Origin of the sequence: Ignatzschineria ureiclastica, assembly GCF_003121845.1 — a bacterium.
GTDB classification, from domain to species: domain Bacteria; phylum Pseudomonadota; class Gammaproteobacteria; order Cardiobacteriales; family Wohlfahrtiimonadaceae; genus Ignatzschineria; species Ignatzschineria ureiclastica.
Genome location: NZ_QEWQ01000001.1, coordinates 371,024 through 395,490 on the forward strand (window position 1 = coordinate 371,024; position 24,467 = coordinate 395,490).

At 41.6% G+C, this 24,467-nt stretch carries 20 protein-coding genes; 14 read left to right on the forward strand and 6 right to left on the reverse strand.

Going from position 1 to position 24,467, the window contains the following annotated elements; translation table 11 throughout:
• The first annotated feature begins 132 nt into the window (after positions 1–132).
• From truA to DC083_RS01495, 5 genes are all read left to right on the forward strand, one after another.
• Positions 133–957: a tRNA pseudouridine(38-40) synthase TruA gene (truA, locus tag DC083_RS01475; protein WP_229822108.1), complete on the forward strand. Its 825-nt coding sequence runs from the start codon at positions 133–135 to the stop codon at positions 955–957.
• A gap of 328 nt (positions 958–1,285) precedes the next feature.
• Positions 1,286–2,293 carry a tryptophan--tRNA ligase gene (gene trpS / locus DC083_RS01480; protein ID WP_109188501.1) on the forward strand — a complete coding sequence of 336 codons (1,008 nt, stop codon included), beginning with the start codon at positions 1,286–1,288 and terminating at the stop codon, positions 2,291–2,293.
• A 196-nt stretch (positions 2,294–2,489) separates the two neighbouring features.
• The gene (locus DC083_RS01485; RefSeq protein ID WP_109188502.1) at positions 2,490–3,275 is read left to right on the forward strand and encodes a segregation and condensation protein A; all 786 of its coding nucleotides are present in this window, start codon (positions 2,490–2,492) and stop codon (positions 3,273–3,275) included.
• A 165-nt stretch (positions 3,276–3,440) separates the two neighbouring features.
• A complete protein-coding gene (locus DC083_RS01490; protein WP_229822110.1) occupies positions 3,441–3,806 on the forward strand; it encodes a ComEA family DNA-binding protein in 366 nt (121 codons plus the stop codon).
• A gap of 152 nt (positions 3,807–3,958) precedes the next feature.
• A complete protein-coding gene (locus tag DC083_RS01495) occupies positions 3,959–4,591 on the forward strand; it encodes a GspH/FimT family protein (protein ID WP_133243355.1) in 633 nt (210 codons plus the stop codon).
• Positions 4,592–4,671: 80 nt separating this feature from the next.
• Here the strand turns inward: DC083_RS01495 and DC083_RS01500 are convergent, their stop codons facing one another.
• On the reverse strand, positions 4,672–5,748 hold the full coding sequence (locus DC083_RS01500; protein WP_109188504.1) for an AI-2E family transporter: 1,077 nt from the start codon (positions 5,746–5,748) through the stop codon (positions 4,672–4,674).
• 458 nt (positions 5,749–6,206) lie between these two features.
• Between DC083_RS01500 and DC083_RS01505 the strand changes: the two genes are divergently transcribed.
• The gene (locus tag DC083_RS01505; protein ID WP_109188505.1) at positions 6,207–6,848 is read left to right on the forward strand and encodes an RnfABCDGE type electron transport complex subunit B; all 642 of its coding nucleotides are present in this window, start codon (positions 6,207–6,209) and stop codon (positions 6,846–6,848) included.
• A gap of 286 nt (positions 6,849–7,134) precedes the next feature.
• Positions 7,135–7,767, forward strand: a complete 633-nt coding sequence (gene nth, locus DC083_RS01510) for an endonuclease III (protein WP_109188749.1) — start codon at positions 7,135–7,137, stop codon at positions 7,765–7,767.
• Between the two features lie 318 nt (positions 7,768–8,085).
• On the opposite strand, the gene DC083_RS01515 is transcribed toward nth, so the two are convergent.
• The 5 genes from DC083_RS01515 to lon form a co-directional block, all read right to left on the reverse strand.
• Positions 8,086–9,141: a nitronate monooxygenase gene (locus DC083_RS01515; protein WP_109188506.1), complete on the reverse strand. Its 1,056-nt coding sequence runs from the start codon at positions 9,139–9,141 to the stop codon at positions 8,086–8,088.
• On the reverse strand, positions 9,141–9,914 hold the full coding sequence (locus tag DC083_RS01520) for a TatD family hydrolase (RefSeq protein WP_157954865.1): 774 nt from the start codon (positions 9,912–9,914) through the stop codon (positions 9,141–9,143). Before DC083_RS01520 ends, DC083_RS01515 begins: the two co-directional genes overlap by 1 nt.
• A 99-nt stretch (positions 9,915–10,013) precedes the next feature.
• Entirely contained in the window at positions 10,014–10,550 is a 537-nt protein-coding gene (locus DC083_RS01525) for a YecA/YgfB family protein (RefSeq protein ID WP_109188508.1), read from the reverse strand.
• A gap of 190 nt (positions 10,551–10,740) precedes the next feature.
• A complete protein-coding gene (locus tag DC083_RS01530; protein ID WP_026878398.1) occupies positions 10,741–11,019 on the reverse strand; it encodes an HU family DNA-binding protein in 279 nt (92 codons plus the stop codon).
• Between the two features lie 130 nt (positions 11,020–11,149).
• A complete protein-coding gene (gene lon / locus DC083_RS01535) occupies positions 11,150–13,600 on the reverse strand; it encodes an endopeptidase La (protein ID WP_109188509.1) in 2,451 nt (816 codons plus the stop codon).
• A 183-nt stretch (positions 13,601–13,783) separates the two neighbouring features.
• Here lon and uvrB point away from each other — a divergent pair, with 183 nt between their 5' ends.
• The 7 genes from uvrB (at position 13,784) to DC083_RS01570 (ending at position 24,448) form a co-directional block, all read left to right on the forward strand.
• Positions 13,784–15,826: an excinuclease ABC subunit UvrB gene (gene uvrB, locus DC083_RS01540; protein ID WP_109188510.1), complete on the forward strand. Its 2,043-nt coding sequence runs from the start codon at positions 13,784–13,786 to the stop codon at positions 15,824–15,826.
• 128 nt (positions 15,827–15,954) lie between these two features.
• A complete protein-coding gene (gene proC / locus DC083_RS01545) occupies positions 15,955–16,788 on the forward strand; it encodes a pyrroline-5-carboxylate reductase (protein WP_109188511.1) in 834 nt (277 codons plus the stop codon).
• A gap of 685 nt (positions 16,789–17,473) precedes the next feature.
• Positions 17,474–18,037 carry a YggT family protein gene (locus tag DC083_RS01550; protein WP_109188512.1) on the forward strand — a complete coding sequence of 188 codons (564 nt, stop codon included), beginning with the start codon at positions 17,474–17,476 and terminating at the stop codon, positions 18,035–18,037.
• 244 nt (positions 18,038–18,281) lie between these two features.
• On the forward strand, positions 18,282–18,794 hold the full coding sequence (tadA, locus tag DC083_RS01555; protein ID WP_109188513.1) for a tRNA adenosine(34) deaminase TadA: 513 nt from the start codon (positions 18,282–18,284) through the stop codon (positions 18,792–18,794).
• 62 nt (positions 18,795–18,856) lie between these two features.
• The gene (zapE, locus tag DC083_RS01560; RefSeq protein WP_109188514.1) at positions 18,857–19,990 is read left to right on the forward strand and encodes a cell division protein ZapE; all 1,134 of its coding nucleotides are present in this window, start codon (positions 18,857–18,859) and stop codon (positions 19,988–19,990) included.
• 257 nt (positions 19,991–20,247) lie between these two features.
• On the forward strand, positions 20,248–23,247 hold the full coding sequence (locus DC083_RS01565; RefSeq protein ID WP_229822112.1) for an FAD-binding and (Fe-S)-binding domain-containing protein: 3,000 nt from the start codon (positions 20,248–20,250) through the stop codon (positions 23,245–23,247).
• Positions 23,248–23,479: 232 nt separating this feature from the next.
• Complete coding sequence (locus tag DC083_RS01570) at positions 23,480–24,448, forward strand: NAD(P)H-quinone oxidoreductase (protein ID WP_109188515.1); 969 nt, start codon at positions 23,480–23,482, stop codon at positions 24,446–24,448.
• The last annotated feature ends 19 nt before the right edge of the window (positions 24,449–24,467 follow it).

The window sequence follows — 24,467 nt, forward strand, 5'->3', positions numbered from 1 at the left end:
TAATCATACAATGAAAAGCCACTATCAATGTGCACAAAGTACTGAATACTCTTCATCTGTTAAGCCTTTCTGTTTAACATTATTGACATCCCACTTATCATTCGAATAACAATCTCTACAGATATGCAGCCAATGCTACAACAAGACATGACAATCGCCACACCTCGTTATAAATATGCGCTCCTTGTTGAGTATGATGGTCGAGATTTTAAAGGTTGGCAAAAGCAACTAAATCCGCCTGTACGATCTGTGGAAGCAGTGCTTGAACGTGCGATTAGTTTTATCGCCAATGAAGAGATCAAAATCATCTGTGCCGGTCGTACAGATGCCGGCGTTCATGGCCTTAATCAAGTCATCCATTTTGAAACCAGTGCAAAACGCTCTGAACGCGCCTGGCTACTCGGCGTTAATTCGAATCTTCCTGATGATTGTGCTGTAAAGGGTATCGCAACAGCTCATGCTGATTTCCATGCCCGTTTTAGTGCGATTAGTCGCACTTATCGTTATCGAATTTATCATCATCCTCTACGAAGCCCGCTCGCTCGTTTTTATAGTCATTGGTGCTATCACCCTCTCGATCTTGAAGCGATGAATATCGGTAGCCATTATCTTATCGGAGAACACGATTTTTCCGCTTTCCGCTCTACCGATTGTCAAGCTCATACCACGATTCGTACCATTGAATATATTCAATTTTGTAAAAAGGATGGCTATATTGAGATGGAAATCAAGGCCAATGCCTTTTTACATAATATGGTGCGTAATATTGTCGGGACGCTACTCGAAGTTGGACTCGGCAAAGAATCGCCGGAATATGTGAAACACGTTTTAGAGAGTTTAGATCGCACAGAAGGGGGAATTACTGCACCACCGCAAGGGCTCTATCTCTATGATGTTGAATATCCCGAAGCGATTAAACCTCAATTTAAAGATTATCAAAACTGCTTTCGGATATAAGAAGATCGTACAAATTAAACAACATATTACCAACAACACGACAATGATCAGCAAATAAGTATTGCATTAAAGAGATTCAAGCAAATACTTAATAAAATCGTGCAATTCCCTTACAATAGCCTATGGGTAATCATCCATTACCAGATATTCAGCTAGATGCTCAATAGGATGCATCAACGAATGCTCAACGGATACAATGAATAAAACGCATGTAGCGATGAAACAGATTTATATCACTCACTGAGTGTGAGTTTGTAATTCAAATAATTCAAATTTATATATTTATTAATGATGCGCCGACGTTAGGCGACTCAATAGAGGATTAGACATGACACAGAAGAAGGTTTTAACAGGTATTAGTACAACAGGCACGCCACATCTTGGGAACTACGCCGGCGCTATTCGCCCTGCAATTGAGCTAAGCAAAACCCATGATCAAGCCTTCTTCTTCCTAGCAGATCTTCATTCATTGATCAAATGCCAAGATCCTGAATTAGTCAATCGTTCCCGTCTAGAGATTGCGGCTACTTGGATGGCCCTTGGTCTTGATACGGACAAGGCGGTTTTCTATCGTCAATCGGATATTGAAGAGATTCCACAAATTACTTGGCTACTCAATTGTGTCACTGCAAAGGGGACAATGAATCGTGCTCACGCTTATAAAGCCGCCGTTGATGAGAATAATGCTGCCGGGAATGATCCTGATAAAGGGATCACAATGGGGCTCTTCTCTTACCCTGTGTTAATGGCCGCCGATATCCTCACCTTTAATGCAGATTTAGTCCCGGTCGGTAGCGATCAGCGTCAGCATGTAGAGATTGCTCGGGAAATTGCACAACGCTTTAACCATATCTACGGTCAAGAATTCTTTGTGATGCCTCAAGAAGTGATTGATGATGAGACAGCAATTCTTCCAGGACTCGATGGTCGGAAGATGAGTAAATCTTATAACAATACAATTCCACTCTTCTTACCTGAGAAACAGCTGCAAAAATCGATTAATCGCATCGTCACTAACTCTCTTGAACCAGGAGTTCCAAAAGATCCTGATGATGCGCATCTCTTTGAAATATATAAAGCTTTTGCAACGGAAGCTCAAACAGCTGAGTATCGTCAAGCATTCTTAGATGGGATTGGTTGGGGCGAGGCGAAAAAGATGCTCTTTAATCTGATTAATGATGAACTCAAAGACGCGCGTGAGAAATATTACGCGCTTATGGAAAATCCAAAACAGATTGAAGAAACACTACAACAGGGCGCAGAAAAAGCCCGTATTCCAGCTAGAGAAATGCTACGTAAGCTCAAAGATGCCGTAGGTTTGCGCAACTTCATCTAATTGATACAATTGAACAATTAATAAATCCTAGCAGGCAAACATTAGAAAACAAATAATAAAACACAGGTAACGATCACACAGAGATTGTTACTTGTAATTTATTCTTTGTTCTTAAATGATTGTGATTCATTATTTGCTGTTGATTGTTGATCGTTGATTAATTTAATAAACCATAAGTGTCGGGAGATTTGAATATATGAGTGAGACGGATAGCACTATTCTCTTTAAAGGTGAGCAATTACAGCTGCCTTTAGATCTCTTTATTCCGCCCGATGCCTTTGAAATTTGGTTAGAAGAGTTTGAAGGGCCGCTTGATCTCCTCTTGCATCTCATTCGTAAAAATAACTTCGATATTCTCGATATTCCCATTCGCGAAATTACAACGCAATATATGGCGTATATTACTCATCTTGAGGAAGAGCGCTTTGAATTGGCTTCTGAATATCTTGTAATGGCGGCTTGGCTTGCAGAGATTAAATCCCGCATTCTTCTGCCGATGCCAGAATCCGACAACCCGGATGAAGAGGAGCTTGATCCTCGCCAAGAACTTATTCGCCGGTTACAGATCTATGCTCAATATAAAGAGGTCGCTATTGCCCTCTCTAAAAGCCCTCTCTTCTATCGAGATACTTTTCCGATTGCACCAGGAACACCTGACATTAAGATCACACCTGAACCGCCTACGGTTGAATTATCACAACTTGTTGCCGCATTACAAAAACTCCTTGCGCGCGCGGCTCTACGAGAAAGACATCAGGTTGCTTCTGAAAAGATCTCTATTACAGATCGTATGGCGGAGATTATCACACACTTATCAGTCGAAAAACCGATAGCATTCTCTGACCTCTTTCATCCTCACGAAGGACGCTACGGCATTACCATCTCTTTCTTATCGCTCTTAGAGTTAGCGAAACAACAATCTATTATTATTGAGCAAAATGAGGCCTATGCTGAAATTATGATCTCATTAAAAGCAGCTTAAAAATTATTTCAGAAATAATTTCTGAAATAATTACTACCATTTTCCCCTAAATAAAAAATGGTTGCCTACAGTTATAACACCTAACCGGAGGGATGCATGAACGTTAAGATGCAACCTTCCTTTCTATATTCGATATTTTTAATCAATATGAGGTTTGTTATGACTATGTCTACTACAAAAATGATCACTAGAGCAATTACTAACGGCGTAAACCCTATCAAAACCGCATTAGTAAAATTTACAATTGGTGCACTAGCCCTCGGTTCCTTGACCCTGGGTACATTAACACTCGCAGCACCTATTAATATCAATACTGCAGATCTCCCTACCATTATGGAAAATCTAGTGGATGTTGGACCTGTCAAAGCCGGTGCAATTGTTGAGTATCGAGAGCAAAATGGCCCTTTTAAAGTCGCCGAAGATCTACTCTCTGTCAAAGGCATTGGTGCTAAAACATTAGAGAAAAATCGCAACAATCTCCTCTTTCTTGAGGTCGAAGAAGTAGCGATTCCTGTAGAAAACACAAAATAAAGTGATTTCACAATAGTGAATTAATAGAGGATTAACAGAGGATTAGTAAGAAACGGAATATTCAGTCATAAAGCTGTATTAAGTAACTATTATTACTGTCTATGTTTTCTCTTCCTCGCCCCTCTTGAATCGTGGCAAATAGGATCGTTCAAGTGCATCAGTGCCGAAGCAAAAATGCATCAAAAATTCCCCAAACAGCTTCTGAGCAGGGATTCTCACTTATTGAGTGTTTGATCACCTTACTGTTGATTGCTTTGATCGCCCTCTTTGCCACACCTTTGTATCACAATCTCAAAATCACGCTTCAAGCTGAAAAGCTACAATTCCTACTAACACAAGATCTGCAGTTAGCGAAAAGCCTTGCTTCTATAGAGCATCGCCCTATCTCCCTCTGTGGTACTGAAAATGGTCATCAGTGTGTGAGTCCACAAACAGAAGTCTGGCTCGGCTGGATTCTCTTTTATGATGATACTGCGAACTTTATGCCCACATCTGATACGATTATTCACTCCGTCAATCCTGATGAACTTACACCTCATTTTATCCTTAAAAGTACAGTGAATATTGCCGGTGGTATTAATATTGCCCCGAGAAGAGAGTACGCTTATGGTATGGGGAGATCGCTCCCAAATGGCCGAATCAAACTCTGTCCTCAATCCTCTAAGGCCTCAAACAATACCCCGAACTCTCTCCCTTCCACTCATCAAGATCTCGACATACATACAGAATGGATTATTAATGTTTATGGCTACTTTCGCATGAGTAAAGAAAAAGGACGCTGTTAAACGTCCCTTTGTATTTATGCTATGCTTGCTCTACAGAGAGTCAGCACTTATCGCACGATTATCATAATCTTACACTCTGATTACGAGGCGCGATGTTTGCCATTATAGAAATCGCTATTAACATACCAGTGGTATAGACGACGAAGCGCAACCATAAGCACTGCACAAACAGGAAGTGCTAAAAGGATTCCTACAAAACCAAATAGGCTTCCGCCTACCATCAAAGCAAATACCACAGCAATCGGATGCATGCCTAATTTATCCCCAATCAAAACAGGAGTTAAGACAAAGCTTTCCATTAATTGACCAATACCAAAGACTATACCGACTAGGATCAAATGCGTTAAAGTCCCATATTGGAACCAAGCAACTAATAAACCCATAATCACACCGGAAGTTGCGCCAAAATAAGGAATAAAACTAATTAAGCCAGCGATCAAACCTATGACTAAACTATATTCCACACCAATTAAGCTCAACCCTATACCATAGATACAAGCTAAACAGAACATAACGGTTAATTGTCCACGCAAGAAACTGCTGAGCATAAAGTTAGCTTCATGCAGAAAATCCATCGTTTGAGGGAATATTGAACGTGGAATTAAGGTCTCCATCTTCTCAGTGATGGTCATCCAATCGCGCATTAGATAGAAAGTAATCATCGGGATCAAGACTAAACTTGCAATAAATCCTACAAGACTCAAGATCAAGCCACTAATAGAGGGGGCTAATCTCGAAGTAATCTCGCCTAGAATATTCAATGATTTACTTAAGGCACGCTGTATAGATGCTTTATTCATCTCAAGGCTTTCAAGTGAGAGATAATGTTCTAAGCGCGGAAAAATATTGTCTTGAAGCCAGAGATAGTAAGTCGGAATCTTATCTAAAAAGACTAAAATCTGATTAATAATTTGTGGAATAACGACCAGTAAAATGAGCAATAGCAATAGAAATAATCCAACAAATACTATACTCACCGCCCAAACCCTAGAAATTCGCTTCGATTCAATTTTTAAAACCAACGGATTTCCTAAATAGGCTAAACCAAAAGCCACTAGAAAAGGGATTAAAACCGAAGAGAGCCGATGAATAAGATAGACGGTTAGAATAATTCCCAACCAAAAAAAGATTAATCGGTTAACGCGATCAAATAACATGTAAACTCCTAATGGGGCTTATAAGATTGATAAAGTAAAAGTGATATAGACTGCCATTTATCTCAAAGATCACTCTCTGTAAGTCATTCTCTTTAAGTCACTCTCTTTAAAGATAAACTTCAACTATATTTCTCTCTATAAATACACTCTTAAAATCGGCTATGAGCAATAAAAGATAGATCTCTAACGAGATCAAATTCACTTAATCATAGCAAGCATTGCATTATTGTACGCAAAATCCTGTCTTTTATAATGTTTTTTCTAAAAAATTGCTGAACAGATCCATCCTATTGTAAGCAAATCGATGTAGGATCGATAGAGGAAAGATCTCGAGCAATAAGGTATAATCTTGTGTCTAAATCAATTCATCATACTACTCACTGTCCTCTTACAATCAAAGCTGAGAAATCATCTCTCCTTGTAACAATCGGACATTATTACAATATAAATAGAGATATATGGCCAATAGTACTGAAACAGATATCGAATTAGTAGATCAGCTTCTGCCACAAACACAGTGTGAGCAGTGTGAATATGAGGGTTGCTACGCTTATGCTAGCGCAATTATTACTGAAAATGCCCCCATTAATCGCTGTCCTCCCGGCGGTAAAGCAGTGATTCGTGCACTGAGTCAATTACTCAATCAACCGGAAATTCCGCTCGATACAACACTCGGCGAATATATACCGCCACAAGTCGTGCGAATTGAGGAAGATTACTGCATTGGTTGTATGAAATGTATTTTAGCTTGCCCGGTAGATGCCATCGTGGGGGCACGCCGGTTAATGCATACGGTTATTCGAGATGAATGTACCGGATGTGCGCTCTGTATCCCCCCTTGCCCGCTGAACTGTATTGTCATTGAACCGCTCAATGTCACTATTCCCGCGGATCAAATAGGGCTCACTGAATTTGAACAGCAACGTGCTGAACAATCACGCCGGCGTTTTAATGCCAAAAAAGCACGAGAAGCGGCTCGCAATAGTATTACCGACACACAGCCTCCGCAAGAGAAGAAGCTCGCCGAACCCGTATCTAAAAATAAGATGCTCGATCTGATTCAAATGGCGCGTAAAGAATTTAAAAAGAAAGGCTCCTAAAGCGTATTACAAACCATTTTTATGAATGGTAGGCTATAAAACAGAACCCATCAAAGATAGATCATATAATTTTAAATTGGATATCCTTATGACAGACGCTGAAAAAAAGTCATCGATGACTCAAAAAGTAACAACTGAAAACGGAGCTAGCCCAAAAACGAAAAGGTCTACTAAAAAAGCCTCTTCGACTAAAAGTGATTCTGCTAAAAAGTCTACCGCCAAGAAAACTATCGCTAAAAAACGGCCGGTTAAAAAATCCACAGCTCAAAAGCTTTATCAAAGATTGATGACAAAAGATGAAATTGAGGCCTTTTTCACTATCTTACAACGGGAAAATCCCCATCCAACGACTGAGCTTAATTATAGTTCTACTTTTGAATTACTCGTTGCTGTACTTCTATCAGCGCAATCTACTGATGTGGGTGTCAATAAAGCCACCGTTCATCTTTTTAAAGCTGCGAATAAGCCCGATACGATGTATGCCTTAGGGGAAGAGAAAATCCGAGACTATATCAAAACTTTAGGGCTCTATAATGGTAAGGCTGCAAATCTCTATCAAACCTGCCATATTTTAGCTACGCAATACAACAACGAAGTACCCGATACTCGAGAAGCCCTCGAAGCCCTTCCTGGCGTTGGGCGAAAAACAGCCAATGTTATTCTCAATACCGCATTTCGACAACCTACAATGGCAGTAGATACCCATATTTTCCGACTCTCAAATCGTACCGGTTTAGCGCCAGGAAAAGATGTCCTAGAAGTAGAACAAGAACTGCTAAAACGAATCCCGCAATCTTTTCTATTAGATGCCCATCATTGGCTGATTCTTCACGGTCGCTATACTTGTGTCGCCCGCAAACCTCGCTGTGGCGCTTGCGTGGTATATGACCAATGCCAATTTTTAGAAAAGACAGAATAGATTATTCTCTAAAAGTATTTATAGTAATGTCGGTTCAAAATAAGCTTATTTAAATGCCGGCGAATCGGCTGTAATAAGTAAGGAAGCCATTCTATCCGGCATATTGCAAGTGTTGTTTAAAATCAGTTTTCTTAAACCAAATTTACTATAAATATACTAATTGGCCGGCGCACAATTATGAGAAGAACGGGAACATTTTCCCCGGCAATGCGAAAAGCTATCTTATTTATTTTAAATAAAATATCTCTTACCGCGGGAGAGAATGCTTGCAATTCCAGCAAAACCCAGCACCCGCAGTTGAGATTAATAAAATATTGCCTAATTCACTAAGGATGCCATTAAAGCACCTACCGATAGACGTTGGCAAAATGGCGCATTGACGCTTGCCCAAATCGGTTGAAACTCTTCGCTTTCGCTACCAGACTCTAACTCATCAATGGTTGCGGCATGAATTAAAAAGAGTTGTTCAGGAAATGGTAATGTGGTTTTCTTTACTCGATTGAGCGCTTGTGCTCCTTGATTACTGAAACAGCGCCCCATAATCCCAGTCCAATGTGCTGTTAAGATCGTATCATATTCATTACCTGATAAGATCTTATCCGCTTCTACCTCTGTTAAGCCACTCTCCGGCGTTAACATAAAGGCTGTACCAATCCCAACACCATCAGCGCCTTGGATAATCAACGAAGCGAAAGAAGATTTATTATATACACCACCAGACACAATAAAAGGCTGCTCAAGCACTTGATTCGCTTGTGTCACTAATGTTGAAGCACTGAAACTATGCCGTTGAGGATCACCAACAAAAGTACCGCGCATTCCCCCTGATTCACTGCCTTGCAACAGGTGAATATCTACCTCTTTCTCTTCCCAAAGCAATGCTTCAACCATATGTGTTGAATGCCCCATAATCTTAATGCCGGCATCTTTGAGGAGCGCAATATTGGTTTCATCAGGAATACCAAAAGAGAAACTTACCACAGCCACTTCCATCTCAATCAAAATATCGATGAGATCCTCAATCGGAGATAGCTCCCAAGCCTCAGTATTGAGCGCATCCACTTCAAGTTGCGCCGCACCCGCAAAACCTTCAATCGCTTTTATCGCCGCTTGATAACGAGATTCGGCAAGCTCATGCTTATTCGCGATCAGCAGATTCACGCCAAAAGGCTTTTCCGTTAATGCCCTCACTGCTTCAATCTCATGTTGTAGGGCTTCCGGTGTTAGCAATCCACCTGCAATCATCCCCAGCCCACCTTCATTTGAAATAGCGGCCACTAATTCTGTAGAATCCCCATGATAGAGCGGTACTTGCACAATAGGATACTCAATACCGAGTAATTGGGGTAATTTTGCAGGTTTTTTAATAGTCATTACAGCTCCAAATTAAATAGTTGAACTACATTCTCTGTGGTTATCTTAGCAAGATCTTCAAGTGTGAGCGATCTTTGTTGCGCAATTGATTGGGCAATTTGATAGAGATCTTCAGGATAATGCATCTCTCCTTTTGTGCGGTAAGCCCCTACTTGATAAGGACCATCGGTTTCAAGTAGTAATCGAGAAAGCGGGATCTGCAATAAATTTTGCTGCATCCGTTTCGCTCGATGATAGGTAACCGCACCACCCATTCCAATATAATACCCTAAATCCATAATCTGCTCGAGCTGTTGTAAGCTCCCATTAAAGCTATGGAATACCCCTCTCACTGTGGGATAATGCCGAAGAATCTTTAATACCTGATCTACGGCCTTATAAGAGTGAATGATTAACGGAAGATTCAATGATTGTGCCAGCTCAACTTGTGCTTCAAAAACCATCAATTGCCTAGCCTTTTGAGTAATAAGCTCGTCCGTTGAAAAGTCAAGCCCACACTCACCAATCGCAATCGCTTGATGTTGAAGCAACGCGTCCGCCAATACTGCCTGCCAGCCATCAGAGATACTCGTCACATACCAAGGATGCACTCCAAAACCATTGTCTATCCCTTGATAGGCCGTCTTAAGCGATACTTGCGCCTCAATATCCGCAAGCCCCGTTCCTGGCACAATCCAACCGCTAATGCCTAACGATCGTGCTTTTGAGAGAATGTCTAATAAATTTTTATATAGCAGAGAATTGAGATGAATATGGGAATCTATCAATTGCAAAAATAAGATCCTTCTAATGAGTCCCATTGTGAAATAACATAATTTCACAATTTTAGATTAATAGCATTAATGAATTATCTTAATACCTTTGAATCTAGATTAATGTACTTTAGGTTGATCCTTTAGATGAAAATAGAGCATCAAAGCACCTACTCGGACAAATTCAACGAGCTCTTCTACTGCTAAACGATCCTCTTCTGAGGCGAGATCACCCATCACACTTTCAACATCTAAAGATGAAAATTCAATCACATAACGAATAAAATCCCGACCATCCTCATCAAGCCCTTTGTAGAGTTCACTTGAGAGACCAAAGCCATAACTAAAACCATAGCACCAACTGATAAAGCCTTCGATACGCTCTTTAAGATGATCCTCTTCAGCGATCAAAAGCCGCAGATTAAACTCCGTTGAATCCATCTCAGCAACAGTCTTTTCATAGAGAATTTTAAGAATCTCTTCATTAAGAGGTTGATTACCCTCTTGAATACGATGAAGCTCTTGCATCCAATCTTGGAAATGATCAAATGAAGTTCCACATAAAAGCGCCACTAAAATACCCTGAGCTTCAGCTAAATTGAGCCCTTCAAATTGTGACTGTAAGAGATCATAAGTGATCGCGGGTGCTTCTTGCATTCTTTACTCCCAAATTCAATAGTGTCAATCAATAGTATTAAAACGTTCTATTATAGCGATATAGCCCTTAATAGACTATCGGTAAACAGAAGAAATTCACGCTAAAATTTACCCATAAATTACTCATGAAAAAAGGCTTTAGTACAAATGCACTAAAACCTTCTAAATTTTGGATAAGAATGAAAAAAACTTACTTATTTACAGACTCACGTAATCCTTTACCTGCTTTAAATGCTGGAACACGTGACGCTTTGATTTGAATAGTTTTTTCAGGGTTACGTGGGTCACGACCAACACGAGCTGCACGATCGCGCACAGTGAAAGTACCGAAACCAATTAAAGTGACGCTGTCGCCTTTTGCAAGCGCTTCAGTAATTGTTTCCATTACTGCTTCAACTGCTTTCGCAGAAGCTACTTTCGTCATTTCCGTTTTTTCTGCTACTGCAGCAATCAATTCAGTTTTGTTCATAAAATTTTTCCTACTTTTTAATAAAACATGTGATTTGCACCGATTTTTAGTGCTTATGTCTAATCAAACTAACAAAATTTGTTAATTCTGTATAGTTTTATACGTCCGTATAGCCAGCAAGTCAAGTATTTCAATGTGTTTTCGCACTATTTTTGATCTTATCTTGATCTTCATTCACTAAGCTAAAGCTACTAAAACGCTCCCAGCTATCCGCTCTTGTAAGTGATTGAGTCAAGGCATAATCCACGACTTCATCAAATATTTTCACAGGAATTATCTCTAATGCTGTTAAAACATTATCAGGTACATCTTCTAAATCTTTTAAATTCTCTTCTGGGATTAATACCGTTCTAATTCCGGCGCGTTCTGCCGCAATCAGTTTCTCTTTTAATCCACCGATAATCAAAACGTGACCGCGAAGTGTGATTTCACCCGTCATGGCAATATCTGAACGGATTGGCACCCCTAAAAGCGCTGAGAGAATCGCCAATGTAATCGCTGCCCCTGCGCTTGGACCATCTTTCGGTACCGCTCCTTCCGGTGCATGAACATGGATATCCCATTTCTTATAGAAGTCTTCTGGTAAACCATAGAGATTGCTACGCGCACGAATGACTGTTAGCGCAGTTCTCACAGACTCTTTCATGACATCGCCAAGGCTACCCGTTGCGATGAGTTCACCTTTACCCGGCACTAATTGCACTTCAATCCCTAAGAGATCACCGCCCACTTGTGTCCAAGCAAGACCATTCACATAACCAATTTCATGGGCATCTTCCTTAATACCATGACGATATTTCGTTGCACCCAGATAATGTTTAATCCGCTCAGGCGTAACCACTTCCCCTTGCCGATTTTTATCTTTGGCAAGCAGACGCTCTTTAATAAATTTCCGGCAAATCGTATTTAACTCTCGATTTAAATTCCGAACACCCGCTTCTTTTGTGTAGTGATTAATCAAAAAGAGTAGCCCTTCATCTGTAAAGCGAATCTCTTCTTTTGAGAGCTTATTCTCTTTATAGCACTCCGGTACAAGATGCTCTTTAGCAATCGCTAACTTTTCAAGCTCGGTATAACTTGAGAGCTCAATAATGTCCATTCGATCTCGAAGTGGGCCGGGAATATTGTAGCTATTCGCTGTGGCAATAAACATCACTTCAGAGAGATCGATATCCACATCGAGATAATGATCATTGAAGTTACTATTTTGCTCTGGATCAAGCACCTCTAATAATGCATCTGCAGGATCGCCTTTATGGGTACTCCCTGTTTTATCAAGCTCATCGAGTAGAATCAGTGGATTTTTCGTCTTCGCTTTTGTTAAAAGCTGGACTAATTTCCCCGGCATTGCGCCAATATAAGTCCGGCGATGACCACGAATTTCCGCTTCATCATTCACACCGCCTAAACTCATACGCATAAATTCTCGCCCCGTCGCTTCGGCAATCGAACGCGCAAGCGATGTTTTACCCACGCCCGGAGGCCCGATAAAGCAGAGGATATCCCCTTTTTTACTTTTGGTATGACTGATCACTGCTAAATGATCGAGAATATGATCTTTTACTTTCGTTAAGCCGGAATGATCTTTATCTAAAGTCTTCTTCGCCGTTGCTAAACCATAACGTAAGCGAGAACGCTCATTCCAAGGCATTTTGAGTAACCAATCGATATAAGTGCGAGACACTGTGCCTTCTGCAGACATTGTCGGCATCGATTTCAAACGTTTTACTTCATTTAAGGCTTTCTCTTCCGCATCAAGGGGCATCTTCGCCGCTCGAATCTTCTCTTCAAGCTCTTCTAACTCAGAAAGCCCAGAATCACTCAATTCATCAAGCTCTTTATTGATCGCTTTGATCTGCTCATTGAGATAATATTCCCGCTGATTTTTGCTAATTTGCGTCTGCACCAAACCGTGAATACGGCGCTGAAGATCGATAATATTGAGCTCAACCGTTAAACTATGAATCAACGCATCCGCTGCGCCACCGAGCTCATCTTCTGCTAAAATCGCCTGTTTTTTCTCCACACTCATCGGAATTTCTGTGGCAAGCTTCATTACAAGCGGATAGAGCGTCCGATCTTCTAGTAACAATTCCGGTGTTAATTGTTTAATCTGCGCATTTTCTAACAGTTTTTTGACCAATTTTTCAAAGGTTAAGACATAAACCTCTTTCTCTGCTAAGGAGAGATGATCTTCAAAAGGTGCAAGTTCATACTGCCCCATCACAAAATCATAAACATAACCTTCACTATTTTCATATACAAGCGCTTTAGTGGATTTTAGTTTAACGCGCTCAATCGCTTCTACAGATACTTGATACGAGCCCCCTTTTGAAAGCTTACTCGATACAACGCGCACCACAACACCGGTGTGATAGACTGAATCCATTGTGATCGATTCATCATCAGGATCTTTTAAACTCATTAAGAGCACCCGATGATCGACTTCAACCGCCATCTCTAAAGCACCGATAGAGAGCGGCCGCCCCACTAATAATGGCGTTTTAGTTCCCGGAAATACCACTAAATCCCGCAGTGCAAGAATGGGTAGTTCCGCATATTGATTCTTTTTTTGAGACATCTCTGTTTTATCTCCGATCTTTTATAATTTTATAGGGCGTTTGTTATTGACTCTTAAGATCTTAACACCTAACAGCCTTTGATAGAAGTTATGCTATAGTAGCCTTTTAACATTCGCTTTTATATTTCCTATCTCATTTTTTACAATATTTCTTTCAATATCTTATAGATAATCGAGTTTAATATGGTGTCAGATCCAATCAATTTCAAGATTTCTACCCACTATTCTCCCGCCGGGGATCAACCTAAAGCGATTGAAGCTTTAACTGAGGGACTAGAGGACGGGCTTGCCTATCAAACATTGCTTGGTGTAACAGGTTCCGGCAAGACCTTTACTATGGCCAATGTGATTCAAAACACTCAAAGGCCTGCGATTATTCTTGCACCCAATAAAACGCTAGCAGCACAGCTCTATGGCGAAATGAAAGAATTTTTCCCCAATAATGCCGTAGAGTATTTCGTCTCCTATTATGATTATTATCAGCCTGAAGCTTATGTGCCGGCCTCCGATACCTTTATTGAAAAGGATGCCTCAGTCAATGATCATATCGAACAGATGCGGCTCTCCGCCACTAAAGCGATCTTAGAGCGTCCTGACACCATTATTGTCGCCACCGTTTCTGCAATTTATGGACTCGGAGACAAGGATCACTATATGAGTATGATCCTTCACGTCACAAAAGGAGAAAGAATCGATCAGAGGGTGATTATCCAACGTTTAGTGGAATTGCAATATACACGTAATGATACCGTCCTTGAGCGCGGAAACTTTCGGGTTCGCGGGGAAATTATCGATATCTTCCCGGCAGAGAGTGAACGAGATGCAGTGAGAATTGAGCTCTTTGATGATGAAATTGAGAATCTCTCCTACTTTGATCCGCTCACAGGTCACGTCTCACGTTCTGTAACTCGCTTAACTGTCTATCCTTCAAGCCACTATGTGACTCCAAAAGATCGACTCTTAACCGCGGTTGATGAGATCAAAGTAGAATTAAGTGAGCGCCTAGAAGAGCTTCGTGCCGACAATAAATTATTAGAAGCACAGCGAATCGAACAGCGCACTAAATTTGATATCGAGATGATGATTGAGTTAGGTTACTGCCAAGGAATTGAGAACTACTCGCGCTATCTCTCCGGTCGTAACCCCGGAGAACCGCCACCTACGCTCTTTGATTATCTACCCGAGAATGCCATTTTATTTGTGGATGAATCTCACGTCTCCATTCCGCAAGTCGGTGCAATGTATAAAGGGGATCGCTCCCGTAAAGAGACCCTTGTCAATTATGGATTTAGACTGCCCTCTGCCCTTGATAACCGTCCGTTACGCTTTGAAGAATTTGAAGCATTAATGCCACAAACGATTTTTGTGTCGGCCACACCAAGTACTTATGAAGCGGAACACGCGGATCAAGTGGTCGAACAAGTGGTTCGCCCAACCGGCTTACTCGATCCTATTGTTGAAGTTCGCCCGGCAGATACCCAAATTGATGATCTCTTCTCTGAAATTGCCCTAAGAACGGAAAAAGGGGAACGAGTATTAGTGACCACTTTAACCAAAAAAATGTCCGAAGATCTCACTGAATTTCTCACGGAACATCAGGTCAAAGTGCGCTATCTCCATTCTGATATTGATACTGTTGAGCGAATGGAAATTATTCGAGATCTACGTTTAGGCGTTTTTGATGTCTTAGTTGGGATTAACCTTTTACGTGAGGGATTAGATATTCCCGAAGTCTCCTTAGTGGCGATTTTAGATGCAGATAAAGAGGGTTTTCTACGCTCAGAGCGCTCATTAATCCAAACCATCGGCCGAGCAGCTCGAAATGCCGAGGGAAAAGCGATTCTCTACGGGAATAAGATCACCAAAGCGATGCGCTACGCCATTGATGAAACAGAGCGCCGGCGCAAGCTTCAAGAGGAATTTAATACTACGCATAACATCACGCCACAAACCATTCGTAAAGCGGTTCAAGATGTGATGTACGATGCCCGAGATAGCACTCCTAAACAGGAATATCTCAAAGAATATCGGGGTAAATTAATTGTCGATGAAAAAGCGATTAAGCAAGAAGAAGCCTTCAGAGCAAATCCGAAATTATTGGCAAAACACTTACGACAATTAGAGAAAGCAATGCTCAATCACGCGCAAAACCTTGAATTTGAGGAAGCCGCGCGAGTTCGAGATGAGATCGAAGATCTTAAACGTCATCTACTTGAACTCTCATAATCAATGATGCTCCTCAAGCGATCATTAAATAGATCGTTGCAGTCATATAGAAAGATATCTAGATAGAAAGAATAGAGATACAAAAAATAGAATTTAAAATAGATACCCAAAACAGATAAGGATTTTCTATGCGTTATAAAATTGGTTTTATCGGCGGCGGGAATATGTCCCAAGCAATTCTCTCAGGTCTTACCGCCAAGGGTTCCCCTTATGAGCTCTATGTATGTGATCGTAATGAGAATAAACGTCATTTCTTTATGGAAACACTCGGCGTTCAGGCGACTCACGATTATCGAGAATTTATCGAAACAGTAGATGTGATTGTCTTAGCAATCAAACCACAAGGTTTTCCGGCGTTATTGGCGGAACTTAAACCGCTTATTAAGCCCCATCAACTGATTCTCTCTATCGCCGCTGGCATCCCGATTGAAGCGATTGCGCGGGGTTTAGGGCAAGCAGACAATCAAATTGCGATCGTCCGCGCAATGCCCAATACGCCATCTTCCATTGGCTTAGGTGCAACGGGGCTTTATGGGAATAGAGCAACGAATGATACACAAAAAGCCATTGTTTCAACGCTCTTTGAGAGCTGTGGCGTCATTACTTGGCTTCAATCTGAAGCATTGATTTCGGCGGTTGTAGCGGTGTCGGGCTCAAGTCCTGCTTACTTCTTCTACATTATGGATATTATGGCAAAAGTGGGCGAATCAATGGGATTAGATCCTGAAAGTAGTTTGATCTTAACCCAACAAGCAATGCTCGGCGCTGCTCGATATAGTCAAGAAGCAGGTATCCCTCTTGATACACTCAAGAAAAATGTTATGTCCCCTAAAGGCACCACAGAACAAGCCGTCTTTAGCCTTGAGAGAGATCATCTCGATGAGGTTTTACAACGTGCAATGCAAGCCGCTTACGATCGAGATCAAGTACTCTCAAAAGAGATTGGTGATACGATTGTCTAAGTTCTAAACCATTCTAAAGCTGATTCACCGCCGGGGCGAATGATCCCGCTCTTGCCACAATCCCGCGCCGGCAGTTTGGGCACTCGTCAATGCCGAAAGGTTCACAACACATTTAATTGCAGATGAAAAAAATTGATCCGGTTGAGAAGCTCTGTGCTTCTCACTTGCGAGCGCAGGATTTCTCTGGAATTGCAGATATTCCCTCCCGCCACGAATTAACCTTCATTGGAAATAACTCTAAAGATTAATCTCACCGCCGGGGCGAATGATCCCGTTCTTACCACAATCCCGCGCCGGCAGTTTGGGCACTCGTCAATGCCGAAAGGTTCACAACACATTTAATTGCAGATGAAAAAAATTGATCCGGTTGAGAAGCTCTATGCTTCTCACTTGCGGGCGCAAGATTTCTCTGGAATTGCAAGCATTCCCTCCCGCCACGAATTAGCCTTCACTAGAAATAACTCAAAAGATTAATCTCACCGCCGGGGCGAATGATCCCGCTCTTGCCACAATCCCGCGCCGGCAGTGGTATGCTTCAATATCGAGATAAAATCATTAGACAATCGTCTAAAATCAGAAAAGTTTTCAGGCTTTTAATGAGAATACCTTATAATTGTGAGTAATCAGTGCATTTCTCTAGCAGAGATGCTCCCTCTCTTTTAACTACGAGGTTCATAGGACAACGATGCTACAAAATATCTTTGAGTTTTTTATTGAGATCGCTTATAGCTTTGCGATGATCTTTATCCTGTTACGCTTCCTGTTGCAGTTAGCGAAAGCGAACTTTTATCATCCGATTGTGCAATCTATTGTGAAACTCACCAATCCCGTCATTCTCCCGATTCGCCGAATTACGCCCATTGTCGGTAGTGCCGATTGGTCTTGCTTAGTTGCTGTAGCGATTCTAACGATTGTGAAATATCTGCTTCTAATACTCATCGGTGCTGTATTACCGATTTCACCGCTCGTATTAGTGGGGGTGATTCTGCTAGAAGTGATCCGTAATATTATCTATATCTATCTCTTTGCTTATATTATTCAAGCAATCAGCAGTTGGATTGGTTCATCTCCTCGGCAGAATGTCTTTTTGAGCCTACTCAATCAATTAACAGACCCCATTAATCGCCGCTTTCCGGTAAAATTACAAGCGGGGATGATCGACTTTCGCCCGGCAGTGATTGTATTCCTGCTCTTTCTGGGGCTCAATACGGTCAATTACTTCTATGCACAATGGGTTTTCTTTACCTAAATAACCTTGCATAAAAATTATAAAATTAATTAACGCTCGATAATCCCTTGATGATGAAATAGTTCATCTACCCAAGGTTGATATCGAGCGTCTTTCATTATCTAGCCATTTTGATATAAAATAATGATTGAAAATCGGAAGTTAATTTATATTATTTTAATATTCAGTATAATAATGCTCTTCATTCATTTTCTGCCGATTCGTTTTCTCTTCTTAAGCATTGATGCAAACTTAAAGGATTTCTATGACTCTAAATGCTTCTCCCGAATACACTCCTGAAGAATTAGCGAAGCACGAGTACTTTATGCGTGAAGCATTTGCGGAAGCAAAAAAGGCAGAAAGCTTAGGGGAAGTTCCTATTGGCGCAGTGATTGTACTAAATGGCGAGATTATCGCCCGCGGTCACAATCGCTCAATCATCGATCACGATCCAACAGCTCACGCTGAGATTGTGGCCATCCGAGAAGCCTGCCAAGTAATGCAGAATTATCGTCTTCCCAATACGACACTCTATGTGACGCTTGAGCCTTGCACAATGTGCGCCGGAAGCTTTCTCCATAGTCGTATCACAACGGTCGTCTACGGTGCCGGCGATTCCCGTAATGGCGCACTAGGAACCCATCTTAATGTGAATGATTACCAAGCTTTTAATCACAAAATAGAGATTATTCCCCGAATTTTAGAGACCGAATGTCGCATCTTACTGCAAGACTTCTTTCGGGCTCGGCGCCAAAAAACAACGATAAAAAGCGAATAATATTCTGATAACAATGAATAGATTCCGCTATAGTCAATAAAACACCAAGAGGATAAATAATAATGACAACTATCAAAGATGCATACTTTAAACTCATTGAAGAGAAAGGATTTAATGTCGATCCTGTGCAGGTTTCAGTAGCGGAAGCCTATGACCGTTTAAAAACCAAAATTGCGCAGGACAAACCTGTGGCTAAAGAAGAGAAACGCTCCTTTATGCAAAAGCTCTTTAAGCCTTTTGGCGAGCCAGAAATGGAATATACCGATCCCCGAGGGCTCTATATCTACGGGCGTGTTGGGCGCGGAAAAACCTTTCTAATGGATCTCTTCTACAACAATATTGATGTACCCAAAATTCGGGAACATTATTACCATTTTATGCAAGACGTGCATAAAAAAATGCGAGAACATCAAGGGGCTGAAGATCCATTGAAATTAGTGGCCAAAGAGTTTGCCAAAGAGTGTAAAGTACTCTGTGTAGATGAATTTCACGTGATCGATATTACGGATGCGATGATTCTCTATCGACTGCTAGATGCGCTGCTCGCTGAGGGAATCTTCTTTATTACCACATCGAATAGAGCGCCTGATGAGCTCTATAAAAATGGCCTACAAAGACAACAATTTTTACCAGCCATTGAGATTATCAAGAACCGCCTTGAAGTAATTGTTCTCGATACCGAGCAAGATTATCGTATGCGTCATATCGAGAGTGCCGATGTCTGGTTTGTAGGCGACACTGAAGCACAAGAGACCCATTTTAGAAAACAGTTTGAAGAGATTGTCGGTACCACAAGTGAGCCTATTACACTCGATGTCAATGGTCATCCTTTTACGATGATCGAAATGGGCAATGATAGCGCTTGGTTTACCTTTGAAGAGGCTTGTAAAAAAGCCCGCTCTTCACAAGACTTCATCTATTTAGCCTCTATTTTTGAAACAGTCTTCTTTAGTGGTTTACCACAATTGACCCGCTTCTTAGAGAATGAAGCCCGGCGGTTTGTGATTATGATCGATGAATTTTATGACCAAGGCGTTAAAGTCGTCATCGGTTCAGATGTTCCTATGGAAAAACTCTATGAGCCAAAAGGGGAAAAAGCGCTCGATTTTGAATTTGACCGTACAATTAGCCGACTCATTGAGATGCAATCACAAGATTATCTCGATCAACCTAAGCGGGCAACGGGTAAGGCGTAGTTGTCGTTACGATCGTTGCAACCCTCGTTCAGTACATAATTTTAGAATAGGCTCTGCTTAAAAGCGCAATAAAAGGAATGATATGAGCTCTCATTCCTTTTTTGTTGCCATAATTTTCATTGAAATGATTTCGATCACTCTTATAATGCTTGATAAGGGGAATGATCGCTAGTCGTAAAACTAGCTGTGAATGATGCAAAATCCCATTCTCCAATAATAACAACCCTATCGTGTTACTTGAGCAGAAAAGAGAGACTATGACACAAGCCATTAGAGATCAACGGTCGGCAAATATGCAGGCTGATATAGAAGCATTTGTGACCGCGCTAAAAGCAACTGAATTTACCGGCGATATTGAATCGCAATATGGTCAACGTCTAGTCTCGGCAACCGATAACTCAATCTATCAAATAATGCCGGATTTGCTCCTCTTCCCTCGTAATAATGAAGATGTTGCCATTGTTCTCAAGCTTCTTAATGAACCACAATTTCAAGCACTCTCGCTCACAACTCGAGGCGGGGGCACCGGTACGAATGGGCAATCACTCAATCGTGGAATTATTCTAGATCTCTCTCGCCATCTCAATCAGATCCTCCATTTTGATGAAGAGAAGCGCCTCGTAACAGTACAAACCGGGGTTGTAAAAGATCAGCTTAATGCGTTTTTAAGACCATTGGGCTATTTTTTTGCGCCTGAACTCTCTACCTCCAATCGAGCCACTATCGGCGGAATGATCAATACAGATGCTTCCGGTCAAGGAAGCTGTGAGTATGGAAAGACAAGTCAACACGTCAGAGGATTACACGCTTATAGTATCGGCGGTGAGTTAATTACAACTGGTCCACATCAATCCTCGCCTAAAAGTGAAGCACTACAAGCGACACTATCAGCGCTTTTAATGCCTAAGCGGGCAGAAATTAAAGCTCACTTCCCTCCTTTAAACCGCTTTATTACCGGTTATGATCTTGATCATTTTACACAAGATCATAGCGATGATCATCATTATGGCAATTGTAATAGTAGCAGTAACCATTGCAGTAAGTTGAATCATATTCTCTGTGGTTCAGAGGGGACGCTCGCAGTGATTACTGAGGCAACACTCAATGTGCTCCCGATTCCTAAAGAGACAGCGCTAGTACTTATTAGTTATGATGACTTTATCAAAGCGTTAGAAGATGCGCCCTATCTGATGCAAGCGATTCCAAAGCCCACTTCCATTGAGGTGATCGATAATATCGTGATGGAGATTGCTAAAAATGATTTTATCTGGGCCACCACAGAGCAATATTTTACCGGAATTGATTATGGGAAACTCAAAGCGATTCAACTAGTGGAATTTAATGCCGATGATCAGGATGCCTTAACTGCAAAAGTGGATGCCTTTATGGCCTATATGGCTCAAACGGAAAACCCGCATCGCCTCTCTATTCGACCATTACAGGGGAAAAAAGCGGTCAATGAGATCTATGGACTACGTAAACGAGCCGTTGGGCTGCTAGGCGCAGTTCAAGGCAATCGCCGGCCGATTCCTTTTGTGGAAGATACCGCTGTTCCGCCTGAAAATCTTGCCCCTTTTATTACCGAGTTTCGCGCAATTCTCGATAAAGCGAATGTTCGCTATGGAATGTTTGGTCACGCCGATGCTGGTGTGATTCACGTGCGTCCGGCGCTTGATCTAAAATTAGCGGAAGATCGCCCTCTGATTCGGACTATTTCCGATCAAGTCTTTGCACTTTGTGTGCAGTATGGCGGTGCGCTTTGGGGTGAGCACGGAAAAGGGGTTCGTTCAGAATATGCACAATCTTTTTTTAGTGATCTCTATCCACTAATTCAACAAGTGAAAGCCACTTTTGATCCGCATAATCAGCTGAATCCCGGCAAAATTGCCTCACCTCATCAAGAAGCACTTTTAAAAATTGATGAAGTCCCTCTACGCGCCGATTTCAACCAACAAATTCATAGTCAATATTGGGCAGAAGCGGCTTATCAAACAACGCTCTACTGTAATGGCAATGGCGCTTGTTTCAATTATGATCTTGATGCAGCGATGTGCCCTAGTTATAAAGCCACTCGTGAGCGCATCTACTCCCCTAAAGGCCGAGCGGAATTGATTAAAGAGTGGTTACGACAACAGTCACACAATATTGAGAATCGCCCATTTGAAGCTGAAGTTTATCAATCGCTCTCACTCTGTTTGAGCTGTAAATCCTGCGCCGGAGAATGTCCTATTAAGGTGAATATTCCGGCAGCGAAATCGCAGTTTTTAGCGCAATATTATCAAAAACATCCTCGACCACTATATGAAAAACTGCTGATTAGTAGTGAAAAAATGGCCGTTACGAGCAATAAAGTTCGACCTATCTATAACTTTATAGCCGATAGCAAATGGGGACAAAAACTCTTTGCTAAAGCAGGATTAGTGGATTTACCAAAGCTAGAGAGAGCTGCGTATAAATCTGCCCACAAGCTATACACAGAGTTATCCACAGACAATATCCATTTATTAGCAGAGGTTGAACAGAAAGAGAATGCCGTTATCATCGTACCCGATTCTTTCTTTATGTTTTACGATGCCACTACGTTCAATGGTATTATCCAATTATTGAGTTATCTCGGCATTGAGGTCTTTATTGCGCCGTACCAACCTTCCGGCAAAGTGGCTCACGTTTATGGTGCGCTCAAACAATTTGAAGCCGAAGCAACGGCACAACATACGCTACTTGAAAAAATTGCCAGCTATGGAATTGCTTTAGTGGGCATCGAACCACCGATTACCCTTACCTACCGCGAAGAGTATCCTGCCATTGGTTTAAAAACGGTGCATGTAGCATTGATTCAAGAGTGGCTCAATCGTTATCTTGTACAGAAAGCAACCTCTAACCCTCTTCCGCAAATCGAACTTCAAGAGCAATTACAGCTCCTAAGTCACTGTACTGAGAAGACCAATGCAACTCACGCACCTAAAGCTTGGCAACAACTCTTTGCTCATTTTGGGATATCGCTAGAACTGGTCAAAAGTGGCTGCTGTGGAATGAGTGGGGGCTTTGGTCATATCAAAGAGAATCTTCCACTTTCAGAAAAAATCTATCAACAATCTTGGGCACCTATAGTGGCAGACAGTCAGAAAGAGAATACTCAAGGGGAAAAAAGAACACTTCTTGCCACAGGTTCTTCTTGCCGCACACAAGTGAAACGCTTTGATCAAGTGACTATCCTTCATCCGTTAGTGAAATTGCAGCAACTTCTGATGGGATAGGTTCCTTAAAGGACCCAATCTAGATAGTTATAATATAATGATGACCATTAAGAAGCAGCGATGAGAACCTTAGATAGAGGGGTGCTTGAAAGTTCCCTCCTGTTTATGCTCTAATCAATTCTAGAGATAAATTAAAGATAAATATATTGAATAATATTAGCAATAAATATCGATCTCAATCAATCCTATTGATAAATAGCATTCAATCAATCACGCACAATAAGGAGAGAAGATGAAAGCAGTAATCTTAACAGAATTTGGGGATCCTTCCGTATTGAAACTAGGCGAGAAACCTCGTCCTGAGTTACGCCCGAATGATATTCTCATCAAAGTCAAAGCGGCCGGCGTTAATCGTCCTGATGTCATTCAGCGTAAAGGCTACTACCCGGCTCCTGAAGGGGAACCTCAAGATATTTTAGGATTAGAAGTAGCGGGCGTTGTTGAGGAAGTCGGCAGTGAGGTGACCCGTTGGAAAGTAGGTGATGAGGTCTTTACCCTAATCGGCGGAGGTGGCTATGCAGAATATGTTCGAGTTGATCAATATCTTGCGCTTCCTAAACCCAAAAATTTAAGCTTCATCGAAGCGGCGAGTCTACCCGAAACCCTCTATACCGTATGGAGCAATGTCTTCCAACGAGGCGGGCTTAAAAAAGGGGAAAAATTCCTGGTACATGGCGGCAGTAGCGGCATCGGTATTACGGCCATTCAATTAGCGAAAATCATCGGAGCTGAAGTCTATACAACGGTCGGTAGCCAAGAGAAACAGGAGGCTGTTAAAGCCCTCGGCGCAACGATTGCTGTCAATTATAAAGAGGAAGATTTCTTAGAAGTTCTCAAGGCAATCGGAATGGATGTGATTCTTGATATGATCGGTGGCGATTATTATGAGAAAAATATCGATCTGCTCAACCCCGATGGTCGGTTAGTCTATATCAACTCAATGGGCGGCGCGAAGGTCACTGCGAATTTGATGAAGATTATGCAAAAACGCCTCACCGTCACCGGTAGTACACTGCGTGCTCGGGAATATGCCTTTAAACGAAGCCTCACTGAAGATATTACCCGAGATCTGTTACCGATCTTAGAAGCGGGTCACTTTAAACCTGTCATCTATCAAACATTCCCCTTAGCTGAGGCGGATAAAGCCCATGCATTGATGGAATCGAGTGAACATATTGGTAAAATTGTATTAGAAGTGTAGGAATAATTGGATAATTCAC